This window comes from Streptomyces sp. BA2 (assembly GCF_009769735.1).
GTDB lineage: Bacteria > Actinomycetota > Actinomycetes > Streptomycetales > Streptomycetaceae > Streptomyces.
In genome coordinates, this window is record NZ_WSRO01000002.1 from 4444329 (window position 1) to 4458567 (window position 14239).

Genomic DNA, 14239 nt, shown 5'->3' on the forward strand with positions numbered 1-14239 from the left:
CGCATGTCGCGTACCGCAGCAGAGATAGCAACTCAGCCCGCCTGCTGGCACCGGGCGGCCGAGGCCGCTCTCACCTTCGACGGACTGCCGCGGCCGGGCGAGCGGGTTGCCGTCACCGGGTGCGGCACGTCGTGGTTCATGGCCATCGCGTACGCGGCGCTGCGCGAGGCTGCCGGGCAGGGCGAGACGGACGCGTTCGCGTCGTCGGAGTTCCCCGCGGGGCGGAAGTACGACCGGGTGGTGGCCATCACCCGGTCGGGCACGACGACGGAGGTCCTCGAACTCCTGGGCGAGCTGAAGGGCGTGGTCCCGACCACGGCTCTGACGGCCGACCCGAAGACTCCGATCATGGACGCGGCCGACTCGGTGGCGGTTCTGGACTGGGCGGACGAGGAGTCGGTCGTCCAGACCCGCTTCGCGACGACGGCCCTGGCCTTCCTGCGGGCGGGGCTCGGTGAGATCCCCGGCGTGAAGTCGGTGGCCGACGCGGCGGTGGACGCGGAGCTCGCGGTGTCGGAGCCGTTGCCTCCGGCGGTTCTGGCCGCTGAGCAGTGGACGTTCCTGGGGCGTGGCTGGACGTACGGGCTCGCTCTGGAGGCGGCGCTGAAGATGCGGGAGGCGGCAGGTGCGTGGACGGAGTCGTACCCGGCGATGGAGTACCGCCACGGGCCGATCTCCATCACGGGCCCTGGCCGGGTGGCGTGGATGTTCGGCGTGCTTCCGGAGGGTCTTGCGGGTGACGTCGCGCGGGTGGGCGGAGAACTGGTCGCCCGGGAGGAGGCTGACCCCCTGGCGGACCTGATCCGGGCCCAGCGGCTGGCCGTTGCACTGGCTGAGGCCCGGGGCTTCGACCCCGACCGGCCCCGGAACTTGACGCGGAGCGTCATCCTGGGCTGAGTTTCACCGCTGCCGGTGGGGGCTGGCCCTGAACCGCCGCTGCCGGTGGGGGCTGGCCCCTGAGCCGGCCACCGCTGCCGGTGGGGGCTGGCCCTGAACCGCCGCTGCCGGTGGGGGCTGGCCCTGCCTCGGCCGCTGCCGCCGGTGGGGGCCCGCCCTGAACCGCCGCTTCGCGGCGGATGTCTCCCGCCCACCCACCCGATTGCCCCGCAGCGTCCCCCGCCCGAACAGGCGTCCCCACCCACCCGATTGCCCCGCAGCGTCCCCCGCCCGAACAGGCGTCCCCACCCACCCGATTGCCCGCGGGGTCACGGGTGGGCGGGTGGGGAAGATCCGCCGCGAAGCGGCGGCCTTGTGAGGCCGTACCCGGTGGGAAACGCCGCCAGGAACAAGGCCGCCCCCGGTGCGGAGCGCGGCCGAACCCAAAGTCGCGCCCCGCCCCCGGCGCGACACAAAGGGACACCCCACCCCGAAAGGGGGCCTTTACCCGGGGTCAATCCCCCGAAGTGGACTAGACCTCTCGCGGCGTAGGCGCGACACTGTCCCCCGTGAGACATGTCATCGCCCTCGATGTGGGCGGCACCGGAATGAAGGCCGCCCTGGTCGGGGCGGACGGCGCGCTCCTGTACGAGGCGCGGCGGGCCACCGGCCGGGAGCGCGGGCCCGACGCCGTGGTCGAGTCCATCCTCGACTTCGCCGCCGACCTCCGCGCCCACGGGATCAAGGAGTTCGGGGAGCCCGCCGCCGCGGCCGGTGTCGCGGTCCCCGGGATCGTCGACACCGAGCGCGGCATCGCCGTCTACGCCTCGAACCTCGGCTGGCGCGACGTCCCCATGCGGGAGCTGCTCAGCCGCAGGCTGGAAGGCGTGCCCGTGGCCCTCGGCCACGACGTCCGCACGGGCGGCCTCGCGGAGGGCCGGATCGGCGCGGGCAAGGGCGCCGACCGGTTCCTGTTCGTGCCGCTGGGCACGGGGATCGCCGGAGCCATCGGGATCGGCGGCGGCATCGAACCCGGCGCCCACGGCTCCGCGGGCGAGATCGGGCACATCATCGTGCGCCCCGGAGGACCGCCCTGCGGCTGCGGCCAGCGCGGCTGTCTGGAGCGGCTCGCCTCCGCGTCCGCCGTCAGCGAGGCCTGGGCTGCGGCCAGCGGCGACCCGAAGGCGGACGCCGCGGACTGTGCGAAGGCCGTGGAGTCGGGCGACCCGCGGGCCCTTGAGGTCTGGCAGAACGCCGTCGACGCGCTCGCCGACGGCCTCATCACCGCCCTCACTCTGCTGGACCCGCACACGCTGATCATCGGTGGCGGTCTGGCCGAGGCGGGGGAAACCTTGTTCACACCCCTGCGGGCGGCCATGACGGAGCGGATCGTCCAGTTCCAGACCCAGCCCCTCGTCGTCCCCGCCGCCCTGGGGGACACCGCCGGGTGCCTGGGCGCGGGCCTGCTCGCCTGGGATCTCCTCGGCGAACCCGAGCCGACCGGCCCCGACACCACCGACCCCGACTCCACGGAGGTAACCGCCTGATGGCCGCTAGCAAAGTTCTCGCCGGTGCTCAGGTGGTCCTGCCCACCGGGACCATTCCCAACGGCCGTGTGATCGTCGACGGCACGCGCATCGTCGGGAGCGCTCCCGCGGACGCCGAGACCATCGACCTCAGCGGCCACTGGGTGGTCCCCGGCTTCGTCGACATCCACAACCACGGCGGCGGCGGTGCCTCCTTCACCTCCGGCACCGTCGAGGACGTACTCAAGGGTGTCCACACGCACCGCCTGCACGGCACGACCACGGTCGTCGCCTCCACCGTCACCGGCGAGATGGACTTCCTCGCCCAGCGGGCGGGCATGCTCAGCGAGCTTGCCGAGCAGGGCGACATCGCGGGCATCCACTTCGAGGGGCCGTTCATCTCGCCGTGCCGCAAGGGCGCGCACAGCGAGGGCCTGCTGCGCGACCCGGACCCCGCCGAGGTCCGCAAACTGATCGACGCGGCGCGCGGCCGGGCGAAGATGCTCACGCTCGCCACCGAGCTGCCGGGCGGCATCGACTCCGTACGGCTCCTCGCCGAGCACGGCGTAATCGCGGCCATCGGGCACACGGACGCGACGTACGAGCAGACCGTGCAGGCCATCGACGCGGGCGCCACCGTCGCGACGCACCTCTACAACGCGATGCCGGGTCTCGGGCACCGCGAGCCGGGCCCGATCGCCGCGCTTCTGGAGGACGAGCGGATCACAGTCGAGCTGATCAACGACGGCACGCATCTGCACCCCGCCGCGTTCGAGCTTGCCTTCCACCACGCGGGCGCCGCCCGCACCGCGCTCATCACGGACGCGATGGACGCGGCGGGCTTCGGCGACGGCCGGTACATGCTCGGCCCGCTGGAGGTCGAGGTGAAGGACAGCGTCGCGCGCCTCGTCGATGGCGGCTCGATCGCGGGCTCGACCCTCACCCTGGACCGTGCCTTCAAGCGCTCGGTGACCGTCGACGGGCTGCGGGTCGACGACGTCGTGCGGGCCATCTCCGCCAACCCCGCCAAGCTCCTCGGGATGTACGACGAGGTCGGCTCGCTGGAGCCCGGCAAGGACGCCGATCTGGTGGTCCTGGACGCGGAGTTCGACCTGGTGGGCGTCATGCGCAAGGGCGAGTGGGTGGTCAAGCCCGGTTAGGCCCAACTCGGTTGGCCCGGACCTCTGGGCCAACCGCCTTGTCTTTGACATGATCAGCCCCGAAAGCAGTCATCTCGTGGCTATCGGGGAGAGGTGAGTGACGAGTGATCCTCACAGTCACGCTGAACGCCGCCCTGGACATCACCTACCGGGTCCCCGCCCTCACCCCGCACGCCTCGCACCGCGTCACCGCGGTCATCGAACGGCCCGGCGGCAAGGGCCTGAACGTCGCCCGCGTCCTCGCGGCCCTCGGCCACGACGTGACGGTGACCGGCTTCGCGGGCGGCGACACGGGCCGCGTCCTGCACGAGCACCTCTCGCGCGAGCCCCGCGTCACGGACGCGCTCGTGCCCGTCGAGGGCGCCACCCGCCGCACGCTCGCCATCGTCGACGCGAAGACCGGCGACACGACGCAGCTGAACGAGCCGGGAGCGCCGGTCTCACCCGCCGAATGGGCCGCGTTCCAGGAGTCGTACGAGGACCTGCTGCGCCGGGGTGCCGCGGCGGTGGCGCTCTGCGGAAGCCTGCCGCCGGGGGTCCCGGTCGGCGCGTACGCGACGCTCGTACGCGCCGCACGCGCGGCCAAGGTCCCCGTGCTCCTGGACACCAGCGGTGAGGCGCTGCGCCGTGGCGTCGCCGCACGCCCCGACATCGTCAAGCCGAACGCCGACGAACTGGCCGAGCTGACCGGCTCCCACGAGCCCGCCCAGGCGACCCGTGACGCCCGCCGCAGGGGCGCGCACGCCGTGGTGGCTTCCCTGGGTGCCGAGGGCCTGCGCGCCGTCACGCCGGAGGGCACCTGGCAGGCGGCCCCGCCCACCCGTGTGCGCGGCAACCCGACAGGCGCCGGTGACTCGGCGGTGGCGGGTCTGCTCTCCGCCCTGGTGGAGGAACTCCCGTGGCCGGATCGCCTCGCGCGTGCCGTGGCGCTGTCCGCGGCGACGGTCGAGTCCCCCGTGGCGGGCGAGTTCGTGCCCTCGACGTACGAAGACCTGCTCGCGCGGGTCGCGGTGACCGGGGAGGCCACCGCGGCGTGAGAACACGCGTCACCGCGTGGGCGACGCACAATGCGACGCACAACGGGCCGTGCCGGCCCAGGAATTGGGGACATTCATCGTGCCACTCGTATCCACCGGGGACCTGGTCTCCGACGCTCGCGCGGCGGGGCGCGGGGTCGCCGCGTTCAACGTGATCACGCTGGAGCACGCGGAGGCGATCGCCGCGGGCGCCGAGCGGGCGGGCACCCCCGCGATCCTCCAGATCTCCGAGAACGCCGTGAAGTTCCACGGCGGCAACCTGTCCGCGATCGCCGCGGCAGCGGCGGCGGTGGCGAAGGCGTCATCGGCCCCGCTCTCCCTGCACCTGGACCACGTCATGGACCCGGACCTCCTACGGGCCGCGCACCCCGAGGGCTTCAGCTCGGTGATGTTCGACGCGTCGAAGCTGCCGTACGACGAGAACGTCAAGGCGACGGCGGACGCGGTGCGTTGGGGCCACGAGCGGGGCATCTGGATCGAGGCGGAGCTGGGAAAGGTGGGCGGCAAGGAGGGCGAGGCCCCGCTGGACGCGCACGCGCCGGGCGTACGGACGGACCCCGCGGAGGCGGCGGCGTACGTGGCGGACACCGGCGTCGACGCCCTCGCGGTGGCGGTCGGCTCCTCCCACGCGATGACGTCCCGCACGGCGACGCTGGACCACGAGTTGATAGCCGCGCTCGCCACGGCAGTCCCCGTACCGCTGGTGCTGCACGGCTCAAGTGGCGTACCGGACACGGAGATCCGGCAGGCCGTCGCGTCCGGCATGGTGAAGATCAACGTCGGCACGGCCCTGAACACGGCGTTCACGGGCGAGGTGCGCGCGTACCTCGCCGCCCACGAGACAGGCGTAGACCCCCGGAAATACCTCGCCCCGGCTCGCGAGGCGATGGCCGGGACGGTGGCGGGGTTCCTGGGGCTGCTGAAGTAGCCCCAGGAGCAAGGAGCGGCGGCTAGCCCTTGTCGCCCTCCACGAGCCACATCTTGTCGATGTTCGCCCCGGTCGTCCCGCACAGGTCGCTCTGGGCGCAGTTGAGCGTGACCGAGTTGGTGCCCTTGGTGAGCTGGACCACCGCCCAGGTGTTGGTCCAGCCCTTCTCCCAGTCCCCTTCCTCCGCGTGGGCGAAGTTCTTCATGTTCAGGGGACGGGTCTGCTTCTTGCCGTTGACCAGGATGGTGGCGTTCGAGTCCTTGCCGGGGACGCCGTAGTTCACGTGGAGGCTGTACGAGCCGGACTTGGGGATGCCGTTGACGGTCCACGTCACCTGGGCGCCGACCTTGTCGAACCCGGAGACGTAGACACCGCCGTCGGACTCGGCGCCCTCTATGTCCGAAGCCGTGGTCGTGCCGCCCTCCAGCTTGAGGGCCTTCGCGTCCGTCTTCGGGAGTTCGACCGGGTCCTCGGGCTTCTTCGTCGGCTTCTCGCTGGGCTTGACCGTCTCGGCCTGCGTCGAGCCGCCGCCCGCTTCCTTGCCGCCGCCCTCGTCGTCGCCGCCGCCCGACAGCATCGCTGCGGTGATCCCGATGGCGACGACCGCGACGACCGCGATCGCGGCGATCAGGAGGCCCTTCGTGTTGGGGCCGCCGCCGCGACCGCCGGAGCCTCGGGACGCCGGGGTGTACTGCGGCGTCGCGGGGGCCCCGCCGGGCTGCGTCTCCGGAGCGGCGTAGTGCGCGTTCGGCTGGCCGTAGGCCTGCTGCGGCGGCGGCACCTGCTGGCCGTACGTGGGCGCGGCCTGCGTGCCGTAGGTGTTCGGGCGGCGGTCGCCGACCGCGCGCACCTGGTTGTACGAGGAGCGGGTACCCGGGTATCCGTAACCGCCCCCGCCGCTGGGCGGGGTGGCGCCGGCTGCCTGTCCGTCTTCGTACAGATAGCCGAACACATCCTCGTCGCCCTCTGGCGCGTTCGGCGTGTGTTCGCCGTTATTGCCGGGCGTCATTCCCAGGTCACTCCCTCATGTCGCTGACCGGGGGAGCCTACCCGCTCCCGGTGGGCCCAAGGGGTGGCGTAGACCTCATCCGGCCCGCCTGTGCTGCTTGGCACGTGACCGTTTCTCCACGTACATCCGCTGGTCAGCGGAGTGCAACACCTCGTCTGCCGACATCCCGCAGTGCGCCCAGCCGATGCCGAAACTGGCACCGACCCGGACCGCACGGCCGTCCACCCGGATCGGCGGGATGATCGCGTTGCGCAGCCGGACGGCGAGGTCCTGCGCGTCGGCGCGGCCGAGCCCGTCGGCGAGGACGACGAATTCGTCACCGCCGAGCCTGGCGACCGTGTCCCCGTCGCGAACGCCGCTGGTCAGCCGCCTGGCCACCTCGATGAGCACGGCGTCGCCGGTGTGGTGCCCGAAGCGGTCGTTGATCGACTTGAAGCCGTCGAGGTCGCAGAAGAGCACGGCCAGGCCCTTGGTGCCGTCGTCCGTGTCCCCGTGCCCTTCGGGGGGCGCGACGGTGTGCACGTGGTGGTCGAAGCCCTCGCCGCTCTGCTGAAGGGCGTGCGCGTTGTTCGAGCCGTAGTCGAAGCTGTGCTGCCCGTCCGCGTCGTACACGCCGTCGTACGCCGCGTCGAGCGAGTCCACCGCGCTCGGCTGGCCCGCGTGCGGCCGGCGGCAGAGGCGGGCGCTGAGGCGGGAGCGCAGCTCGGCGGAGTTCGGCAGGCCGGTGAGGGAGTCGTGCGAGGCGCGGTGGGCGAGCTGGAGCTCGCGGCGCTTGCGCTCCTCTATGTCCTCGACGTGGGTGAGGAGGAAGCGCGGCCCGTCGGCGGCGTCCGCGACGACGGAGTTGCGCAGGGAGACCCAGACGTACGTCCCGTCGCGGCGCGCGAGGCGCAGCTCGGCGCGGCCGCCCTCGGCGGAGGTCCGCAGGAGCGTGCCGATGTCCTCGGGGTGGACCAGGTCGGAGAACGAATAGCGGCGCATCGCGGACGCGGGGCGGCCGAGCAGGCGGCACAGGGCGTCGTTCGTGCGCAGGATGCGGCCGTGCTGGTCGCCGCCCATCTCGGCGATGGCCATGCCGGACGGCGCGTACTCGAAGGCCTGGCGGAAGGACTCCTCGCTGGCCCGCAGCGCCTGCTGCTCGCGCTCCAGGCGGACCAGGGCGCGCTGCATGTTGGCGCGAAGGCGGGCGTTGCTGATCGCGATGGCGGCCTGGAAGGCGTACATCTGCAGGGCCTCGCGGCCCCAGGCGCCGGGCCTGCGGCCGTTGCGGGGGCGGTCCACGGAGATCACGCCGAGCAGTTCGCCGCCGGCGGCGCCCGTCGCGTACATCGGGGCGAAGAGGCGGTCCGCGGGGTGCCACTCGTCCTCGAAGCGGGGCTCGGGGCCGTCGGTGTACCACTGCGGGACGTCGTCCTCGTCGAGGACCCAGCCCTCGGTGTACGAGATGAACCTCAGGGCGCCCCAGGGCTCGCCCATGGAGAGCCGCTTCTCCCAGGCCTCGCGGGAGCCGACCCGGCCGGTGATGAGGGCCTCGGCGGCGGTGTTGCCCGCGAAGGCGGCGACCACGAGGTCGCCGTCAGGGCGCACGAGATTGACGCACGCCAGCTCATAGCCAAGGCCGTTGACCACGCCGTCGGCGACGGTCTGCAGCGTGTCCGCCAGGCTCCGGGCCGTGTTGAGATCCGCCACCACCTGATGCAGCTGCCGCAGGGTCGCAAGACGGACGTACGGCTCCGACTCGGTCTCCATTGCTCGCTCTCCCCGAGACCTCGACAGCAACTCCAGGATTCGCAGCGCCCTTACTGTTCTCTCAGTACCTGAGTTCTCTCAGTGTCTGATTGCCACCGTCACTGAATCACAGCGAGCAGCTCACTCGGTACACAGGGTCAACAAAATATGGGTCCTGTGACTCAAGTCACAGATGGGAAGCCTTCGTTGGTCCAGTCCACTTGGCCGTCGCACACCTTTTGAGGGTGCCGCTCCTGAGGGTGCCGCGGAGCATCGGCCTTCGGTCCTAGGCCCGGTCTCGGCCGTCGGCCCGATGTGGCGACAGGGGCGGCCGGGCTAGCGTCACTCCCGTGGTTCCCGTACTGAAGACATCTCCGGAGAGCGCTTCCGCGACTCCCCCTGCCCCGCCCTCCCCCCGCGCCATGTCCCCCGACGGGCATCCTGTGGGGGTGAGCAACGAAGAGTTCCGCGCCGCCATGTCCCGGCTCGCCGCGGGGGTGGTCCTGGTGACCGCCCGCGAGCCGTCCCTCGACGCGGACGACCCTCAGGCACCGGTCGGCGAGGACGTCGGCATGACCGCGACGGCCTTCCTCTCCGTGTCCCTCGACCCGCCTCTCGTGCTGGTCAGCCTGCGTGAGGGCTCCCGGATGGACGACCTGCTCGCCGAGCAGCCGCTGTGGGGCGTCTCGGTGCTCTCCGAGAGCCAGCGCCACATCGCGGGCCGGTTCGCGATGAAGGGCAGGATCAGCGACCGGCTGCTCTTCGAGGACATTCCGTACGCCCGGGGGGAGACGTCCGGGGCACCGTTGATCGGCGGCGCGCTCGCGACGCTGGAGTGCCGGACCGAACAGACGGTGACAGCGGGTGACCACACCCTCGTCATCGGGCGAGTACTTTCGGCTGCCCTGCCGAGCGCCGACGGGGGCCCGCTGACGTATTTCAAGGGGAAGTACCGACAGCTGGGCTGACGGTTTCGGGGTCGAGCTGATGGTTTTGGGTTGAACGGTCTTTGCTGCCGCCACTGTTTGCTCAGCCGCCGGGGGGACCGGGTGCCGGGGGCCGGGCGCCGGGGCTCAGCCCCAGCCCTCCCCCGAGCGGCCGCGCTTGGTCTGGCTGCGCTGCTTCTTCTCGCGGAGCCGCCGTTCGTTGATCCCCCGGGGGATCTTCGTCGCGCGGCGGGGCCTGGGCGGCGGAGCGGTGGCCTCCGCGAGCAGCGAGGCGAGGCGGGTGGCCGCCATCTCGCGGTTGCGCCACTGGGAACGGTGCTCGGATGCCCGCACGCTGACGACACCGCCGACGAGCCGGCCCGCGAGCCGCTCCAGGGCGCGCTCCTTCCACACCGGGGGCAGCGCCTGGGTGTTGGCCAGGTCGAATCTCAGCTCCACCTGCGAATCGCTGGTGTTGACGTGCTGACCGCCCGGCCCGGACGACCTCGAGAAGCGCCACATGAGCTCGGCCTCGGGCAGGGAGACGGAGCCGCGGATGACATAGGGACCGGACATGGGTCCTATGGTCCCGTGTCTGTCCGGTCCACGTCACCCGTATTTACGGCGTGCCACGCTTGCGTCGGGAGTGACGCGAGAGACGAGTAAAGAAAGTAAAAGGAACTGGAACCTCTGGGACCCCGGTCGACGTTCATAGGGGTGACGGTAGCTTCGTCCCCAGTACGAAGCCCGTTCGTACGCAACGAGGGAAGGGACTCCCAACAATGGCAGTAAGCCTGTCCAAGGGTGGCAACGTCTCGCTCACCAAGGAGGCTCCGGGCCTGACCGCCGTCACCGTGGGCCTCGGCTGGGACGTCCGCACCACCACTGGCACCGACTTCGACCTGGACGCCTCGGCCATCGCGGTGAACCCGCAGGGCAAGGTCTACTCGGACGGCCACTTCGTCTTCTTCAACAACAAGGCGACGCCGGACCAGACCATCGTGCACACCGGTGACAACGTCACGGGTGAGGGCGAGGGCGACGACGAGCAGATCAACGTCAACCTGGCCGGCCTCCCGGCCGACGTCGACAAGATCGTCTTCCCGGTCTCGATCTACGACGCGGAGAACCGCTCGCAGAACTTCGGCCAGGTGCGGAACGCCTTCATCCGCATCCTCAACCAGGCCGGCGGCACGGAGATCGCCCGCTATGACCTGAGCGAGGACGCCGCCACCGAGACCGCCATGGTCTTCGGTGAGCTGTACCGCAGCGGCGCGGAGTGGAAGTTCCGCGCGGTCGGCCAGGGCTACGCGTCCGGCCTCGTCGGCATCGCGCAGGACTTCGGCGTCAACGTCTGAGGTTCATAGGCCAGTTCACGAGGGCCCCCGGCGGAGTCTCCGCCGGGGGCCCTCGTGGTTGCCGCGACGGCTCCGGGGCCGGAGCATCGGCAGCACCACCCACCACTTGAGGGAGTGTGAGCCATGGCGACCGTGGTGCTGATCGGGACGCTCGACACCAAAGGCGCGGAGTACGCCTGGCTGCGCGAACGGCTCGTGGAGTACGGCAGCGACACCATGCTGATCGACGCCGGCATACTGCCCGCGCCCGCGCGGACCCCCGCCCCCGACGTGCCGGCCGACACCGTGGCCCGCGCGGCAGGGCACGACCTGGCGAAGCTGCGCAGTGCGGGCGAGCGGGGCGCGGCCGTGGCGGCGATGGCGGACGGCGTGACCGAGGTGGTGCTCGACCTGCACCGGCGGGGAAAACTGCACGCGGTGCTCGCCGCCGGGGGCAGCGGCGGCTCGTCGATCGCCGCGCAGGCGATGCGCGCACTGCCGGTCGGGGTGCCGAAGGTCCTGGTCAGCACGATGGCGGGCGGCGATGTGGCGCCGTACGTGGGCAGCAGCGACCTCACCCTGATGCACAGCGTCGTGGACATCTCCGGCATGAACGCCGTCTCCCGGCAGGTTCTCGGGAATGCGGCTGCGGCGGCCGCGGGCATGGCACGCCGCTTCGAGCGCGACCACGACGAACTGGCGGGCCGCGGCCGCAAGGTGGTCGCCGCGACCATGTTCGGCGTGACGACGCCCGCGATCGACGCGGCCCGCGCCCGCCTCGACGCGCTCGGCTACGAGGTCCTGGTCTTCCACGCCACGGGCGCGGGCGGCCGTGCGGTGGAGAAGCTGGCGTCCGACGGCCTCCTGGACGGAGTACTCGACCTGACGACCACCGAACTCGCCGACGAGCTGGTCGGCGGCGTCCTCTCCGCGGGCCCCGAGCGCCTCACCGCGGCGGGCCGCGCGGGCATCCCGCAGGTGGTCGCCCCCGGCGCCCTCGACATGGTCAACTTCGGCCCGGAGCCGACGGTCCCGCCCCGCTTCGCGGACCGCACCCTCCTCGTCCACAACCCCACGGTCACCCTGATGCGCACGACACCCGAGGAGATGGCCGCGCTCGGCGCCACCCTCGGCCACCGGCTCGCCGCCGCCCGCGGCCCCGTCGAGTTCTTCTGGCCGCTGCGCGGGGTCTCGGCGGTGGACGTCGAGGGCGGCCCGTTCGAGGACAGGGCGGCGGACGCGGCCGGGCTCGACGCGCTGCGGATGACGGTGCGGGGCAGTGGCGTACGACTGCATGAGCTGGACGCGCACATCAACGACGCGTCGTTCGCGGAGGCGATGGCCGACCGCCTGGACGAGCTGATCAGCGCACGCGCGCTGAAGCAGACGCCATGACCCATCACGCATCACGCATCACGCATCACGCACGACGCATGAAGCACGACTTCACCTGAGGAGAAACTGATGACGCAGATCACCCGCAAGGAAGCCCTGGCGCGCCTCAACTCCCAGGTGGCGAAGGGCAATCCGGTGATCGGGGCGGGAGCGGGCACGGGCCTCTCCGCCAAGTGCGCGGAGGAGGGCGGCGTGGACCTCCTGATCATCTACAACTCGGGCCGCTACCGAATGGCGGGCCGCGGCTCCCTGGCGGGCCTGCTCCCCTACGGCGACGCGAACGCGATCGTGGTGGACATGGCCAGGGAGGTTCTTCCGGTGGTGAAGGACACCCCGGTCCTCGCCGGGGTGTGCGGCACGGACCCGTTCCGGGACATGGGCCGCTTCCTGGACGAGCTGAAGCGGATGGGCTTCACCGGCGTGCAGAACTTCCCGACGGTCGGCCTGTACGACGGCACGTTCCGCACCAACCTCGAAGAGACCGGCATGGGTTACGGCCTGGAGGTCGACATGGTCCGCGAGGCCCACGCCCGCGACCTCCTGACGACCCCCTACGTCTTCGACCCCGACCAGGCGGCGGACATGGCACGGGCCGGAGCGGACGTCCTTGTCCCGCACGTCGGCCTGACGACGAAGGGCGCGATCGGGGCGGGCACGGCCATGACCCTCGACCAGGCGGCGACGGCGGTCCAGGAGATGCACGACGCGGCCAAGCGCGTGAACCCCGGCATCCTGGTGCTGTGCCACGGGGGCCCCATCGCGGAACCGGAGGACGCGGCGCACGTCCTGTCCCGCACCACGGGAATCGTCGGCTTCTTCGGCGCGTCCTCGATCGAACGCCTCCCCACGGAGCGGGCGATCGTGGACCAGACGCGGGCCTTCAAGGCCCTGAAGGCAAACGGCTGAACGGGGCGGCTTTCCGTATGGCACACGCCATACGGAAAGCCGCCCCACGCAGAGGGAAATTCCGAGGTCACTCCACAGGAATCTTCGTGATCCGGTACGTCACTTCGTACTTCCACTTGCCCATCCAACTGCCGCCCTCGAACGGCCAGGGCTTGTCGCCCGCGTGGATTTCCGAAATGGGGCGCGAGACGGTGAGCTGGCCGAGTTCGTCGTCCGGGTCGATCTTCTTGAGGACGTCGCTCATCGCCGTGTACGAGACGTCGATGAGCTGCTGGCCGAACTGGCCCGGAATGGGGCTGATCTTGTTGACGGAGTCCAGCATCTCCTTGAGGGCCTGGCCGTACTTGCCCCAGTCCGAGCTGAAGTCCTCGTCGTAGCCGGCGATCCCGATGGTCAGGGTCTCGGCCAGGTCGACCTCACCCTCGAAGATCACGGACTCGGTCGGGTTGAACATCTTCGTCTGCTGGTCGTTGATGTCGAGCGGCTTGGTGAGGACCACATTGCGGATCTCACCACATGCGGCGGCGCCCACGACGTAGAACTCGTCACCGCCGAGGTTGTCCTCGGTGTCGTAACAGTGGACCTTGACCAGCTCGACGCGGATACGTGCCCTGCTGCTTGCCACGTAATTCTCCCTTCCGGGGAATTGGTTGAGCACCGCACAAAGTGGTTGAGACGTGAATTCCTTTCCGCCTCACGGTGATTCGGTGCGGTGCAACGCCCATACAGATTGAAGAATTCACGCGACCCCCGGCAGCGATCCTTCCGGCCAAATCGACAGCTGTCCTGATTTTGTCCGGACTGGCGGTACTGAATTCACTTCCTGGTACGCGAGGGAAAGGAAGCGAAAAGGGGGGCCCGGAACCGGCCCGGTCCACTAACCTGCGCCGCATGATCCTCGAACCGCTCGATCCCGCGGAGGACGGCGCGCTCCCCGGCGAGCTGCTCACCGAACTCACCGCCCTGTACGCGTCGAACCGCGTCTTCCACGCACTCTCCGGGGACTTCCCCGACTCCGACGACATCCGGCCGGAACAGGTCGCCGCCGCGCTCGCGGACGAACTGGCCGTACCGGAGTCCCAGGTGCTCGTCGCGCGGTCCGAGGGGCGGGTCGTAGGGATCGGCATCACACTGAACCGGCACCCCGACCCCGCCGACCCCGATCCGTGGATCGGCCTGCTCATGGTGGACGCCCGGCAGCAACGAAAGGGGTACGGACGGGAGTTCGTGGGCAAGATCGAGGAGCGGTTCCGCGGGGAGGGACGCGACGGGGTGCGGCTCGCCGTCCTGGAGGGGAACGACACCGGGCTCGCCTTCTGGGGCTCGCTCGGGTACGAGGTCATCGACCACCGGCGCGATCTCGACGCGGACCGCCCCTGCGCCGTACTCCGCAAGCCGCTTGCCTGAGCCA

The 14239-nt window shown here is 71.1% G+C and carries 14 protein-coding genes; 10 read left to right on the forward strand and 4 right to left on the reverse strand.

Features of this window, described 5'->3' with window-relative positions; all coding sequences use genetic code 11:
* Positions 1–3 precede the first annotated feature (3 nt).
* The 5 genes from E5671_RS22565 (at position 4) to E5671_RS22585 (ending at position 5527) form a co-directional block, all read left to right on the forward strand.
* Positions 4–897, forward strand: a complete 894-nt coding sequence (locus E5671_RS22565) for an SIS domain-containing protein (RefSeq protein WP_160505770.1) — start codon at positions 4–6, stop codon at positions 895–897.
* A gap of 548 nt (positions 898–1445) precedes the next feature.
* Positions 1446–2423: an ROK family protein gene (locus E5671_RS22570; protein ID WP_160505771.1), complete on the forward strand. Its 978-nt coding sequence runs from the start codon at positions 1446–1448 to the stop codon at positions 2421–2423.
* Positions 2423–3562 carry an N-acetylglucosamine-6-phosphate deacetylase gene (gene nagA, locus E5671_RS22575; RefSeq protein ID WP_160505772.1) on the forward strand — a complete coding sequence of 380 codons (1140 nt, stop codon included), beginning with the start codon at positions 2423–2425 and terminating at the stop codon, positions 3560–3562. The genes E5671_RS22570 and nagA overlap by 1 nt, the downstream gene beginning before the upstream one ends.
* A 104-nt stretch (positions 3563–3666) precedes the next feature.
* Positions 3667–4599 carry a hexose kinase gene (locus E5671_RS22580; protein ID WP_160505773.1) on the forward strand — a complete coding sequence of 311 codons (933 nt, stop codon included), beginning with the start codon at positions 3667–3669 and terminating at the stop codon, positions 4597–4599.
* A gap of 79 nt (positions 4600–4678) precedes the next feature.
* Positions 4679–5527 (forward strand): ketose-bisphosphate aldolase, encoded by an 849-nt coding sequence (locus E5671_RS22585; protein ID WP_160505774.1) that lies wholly within the window; start codon positions 4679–4681, stop codon positions 5525–5527.
* 22 nt (positions 5528–5549) lie between these two features.
* Here E5671_RS22585 and E5671_RS22590 read toward each other — a convergent pair whose 3' ends face one another.
* Together E5671_RS22590 and cdgB are read right to left on the reverse strand one after the other, a co-directional pair.
* Positions 5550–6536, reverse strand: a complete 987-nt coding sequence (locus tag E5671_RS22590; RefSeq protein WP_160505775.1) for a carbohydrate-binding protein — start codon at positions 6534–6536, stop codon at positions 5550–5552.
* Between the two features lie 75 nt (positions 6537–6611).
* On the reverse strand, positions 6612–8285 hold the full coding sequence (cdgB, locus tag E5671_RS22595; RefSeq protein ID WP_160505776.1) for a diguanylate cyclase CdgB: 1674 nt from the start codon (positions 8283–8285) through the stop codon (positions 6612–6614).
* 401 nt (positions 8286–8686) lie between these two features.
* On the opposite strand from cdgB, the gene E5671_RS22600 reads away from it, so the two are divergent.
* The gene (locus tag E5671_RS22600; RefSeq protein WP_160510354.1) at positions 8687–9232 is read left to right on the forward strand and encodes a flavin reductase family protein; all 546 of its coding nucleotides are present in this window, start codon (positions 8687–8689) and stop codon (positions 9230–9232) included.
* 105 nt (positions 9233–9337) lie between these two features.
* On the opposite strand, the gene arfB is transcribed toward E5671_RS22600, so the two are convergent.
* A complete protein-coding gene (arfB, locus tag E5671_RS22605) occupies positions 9338–9775 on the reverse strand; it encodes an alternative ribosome rescue aminoacyl-tRNA hydrolase ArfB (RefSeq protein WP_160510355.1) in 438 nt (145 codons plus the stop codon).
* Positions 9776–9972: 197 nt separating this feature from the next.
* On the opposite strand from arfB, the gene E5671_RS22610 reads away from it, so the two are divergent.
* The 3 genes from E5671_RS22610 to E5671_RS22620 all read left to right on the forward strand — a co-directional run bounded on the left by E5671_RS22610 (position 9973) and on the right by E5671_RS22620 (position 12828).
* Positions 9973–10548 (forward strand): TerD family protein, encoded by a 576-nt coding sequence (locus E5671_RS22610; RefSeq protein WP_160505777.1) that lies wholly within the window; start codon positions 9973–9975, stop codon positions 10546–10548.
* 123 nt (positions 10549–10671) lie between these two features.
* Positions 10672–11922, forward strand: coding sequence for a Tm-1-like ATP-binding domain-containing protein (locus E5671_RS22615; RefSeq protein ID WP_160505778.1), 1251 nt, complete (start codon positions 10672–10674; stop codon positions 11920–11922).
* Between the two features lie 69 nt (positions 11923–11991).
* The gene (locus E5671_RS22620; RefSeq protein WP_202121217.1) at positions 11992–12828 is read left to right on the forward strand and encodes a phosphoenolpyruvate hydrolase family protein; all 837 of its coding nucleotides are present in this window, start codon (positions 11992–11994) and stop codon (positions 12826–12828) included.
* Positions 12829–12895: 67 nt separating this feature from the next.
* Here E5671_RS22620 and E5671_RS22625 read toward each other — a convergent pair whose 3' ends face one another.
* Positions 12896–13453 carry a hypothetical protein gene (locus E5671_RS22625; RefSeq protein WP_160505779.1) on the reverse strand — a complete coding sequence of 186 codons (558 nt, stop codon included), beginning with the start codon at positions 13451–13453 and terminating at the stop codon, positions 12896–12898.
* Between the two features lie 266 nt (positions 13454–13719).
* Between E5671_RS22625 and E5671_RS22630 the strand changes: the two genes are divergently transcribed.
* Entirely contained in the window at positions 13720–14235 is a 516-nt protein-coding gene (locus tag E5671_RS22630) for a GNAT family N-acetyltransferase (RefSeq protein WP_160505780.1), read from the forward strand.
* Positions 14236–14239 lie beyond the last annotated feature (4 nt).

What these genes read in the sequence shown, in the direction of transcription:
- E5671_RS22630 (WP_160505780.1), top strand. Translation starts at nt 13,720, where the DNA reads ATGATCCTCGAACCGCTCGATCCCGCGGAGGACGGCGCGCTCCCCGGC.
- E5671_RS22615 (WP_160505778.1), top strand. Translation starts at nt 10,672, where the DNA reads ATGGCGACCGTGGTGCTGATCGGGACGCTCGACACCAAAGGCGCGGAG.
- nagA (WP_160505772.1), top strand. Translation starts at nt 2,423, where the DNA reads ATGGCCGCTAGCAAAGTTCTCGCCGGTGCTCAGGTGGTCCTGCCCACC.
- E5671_RS22600 (WP_160510354.1), top strand. Translation starts at nt 8,687, where the DNA reads ATGTCCCCCGACGGGCATCCTGTGGGGGTGAGCAACGAAGAGTTCCGC.
- cdgB (WP_160505776.1), bottom strand. Translation starts at nt 8,285, where the DNA reads ATGGAGACCGAGTCGGAGCCGTACGTCCGTCTTGCGACCCTGCGGCAG.
- E5671_RS22565 (WP_160505770.1), top strand. Translation starts at nt 4, where the DNA reads ATGTCGCGTACCGCAGCAGAGATAGCAACTCAGCCCGCCTGCTGGCAC.
- E5671_RS22620 (WP_202121217.1), top strand. Translation starts at nt 11,992, where the DNA reads ATGACGCAGATCACCCGCAAGGAAGCCCTGGCGCGCCTCAACTCCCAG.
- E5671_RS22610 (WP_160505777.1), top strand. Translation starts at nt 9,973, where the DNA reads ATGGCAGTAAGCCTGTCCAAGGGTGGCAACGTCTCGCTCACCAAGGAG.
- E5671_RS22590 (WP_160505775.1), bottom strand. Translation starts at nt 6,536, where the DNA reads ATGACGCCCGGCAATAACGGCGAACACACGCCGAACGCGCCAGAGGGC.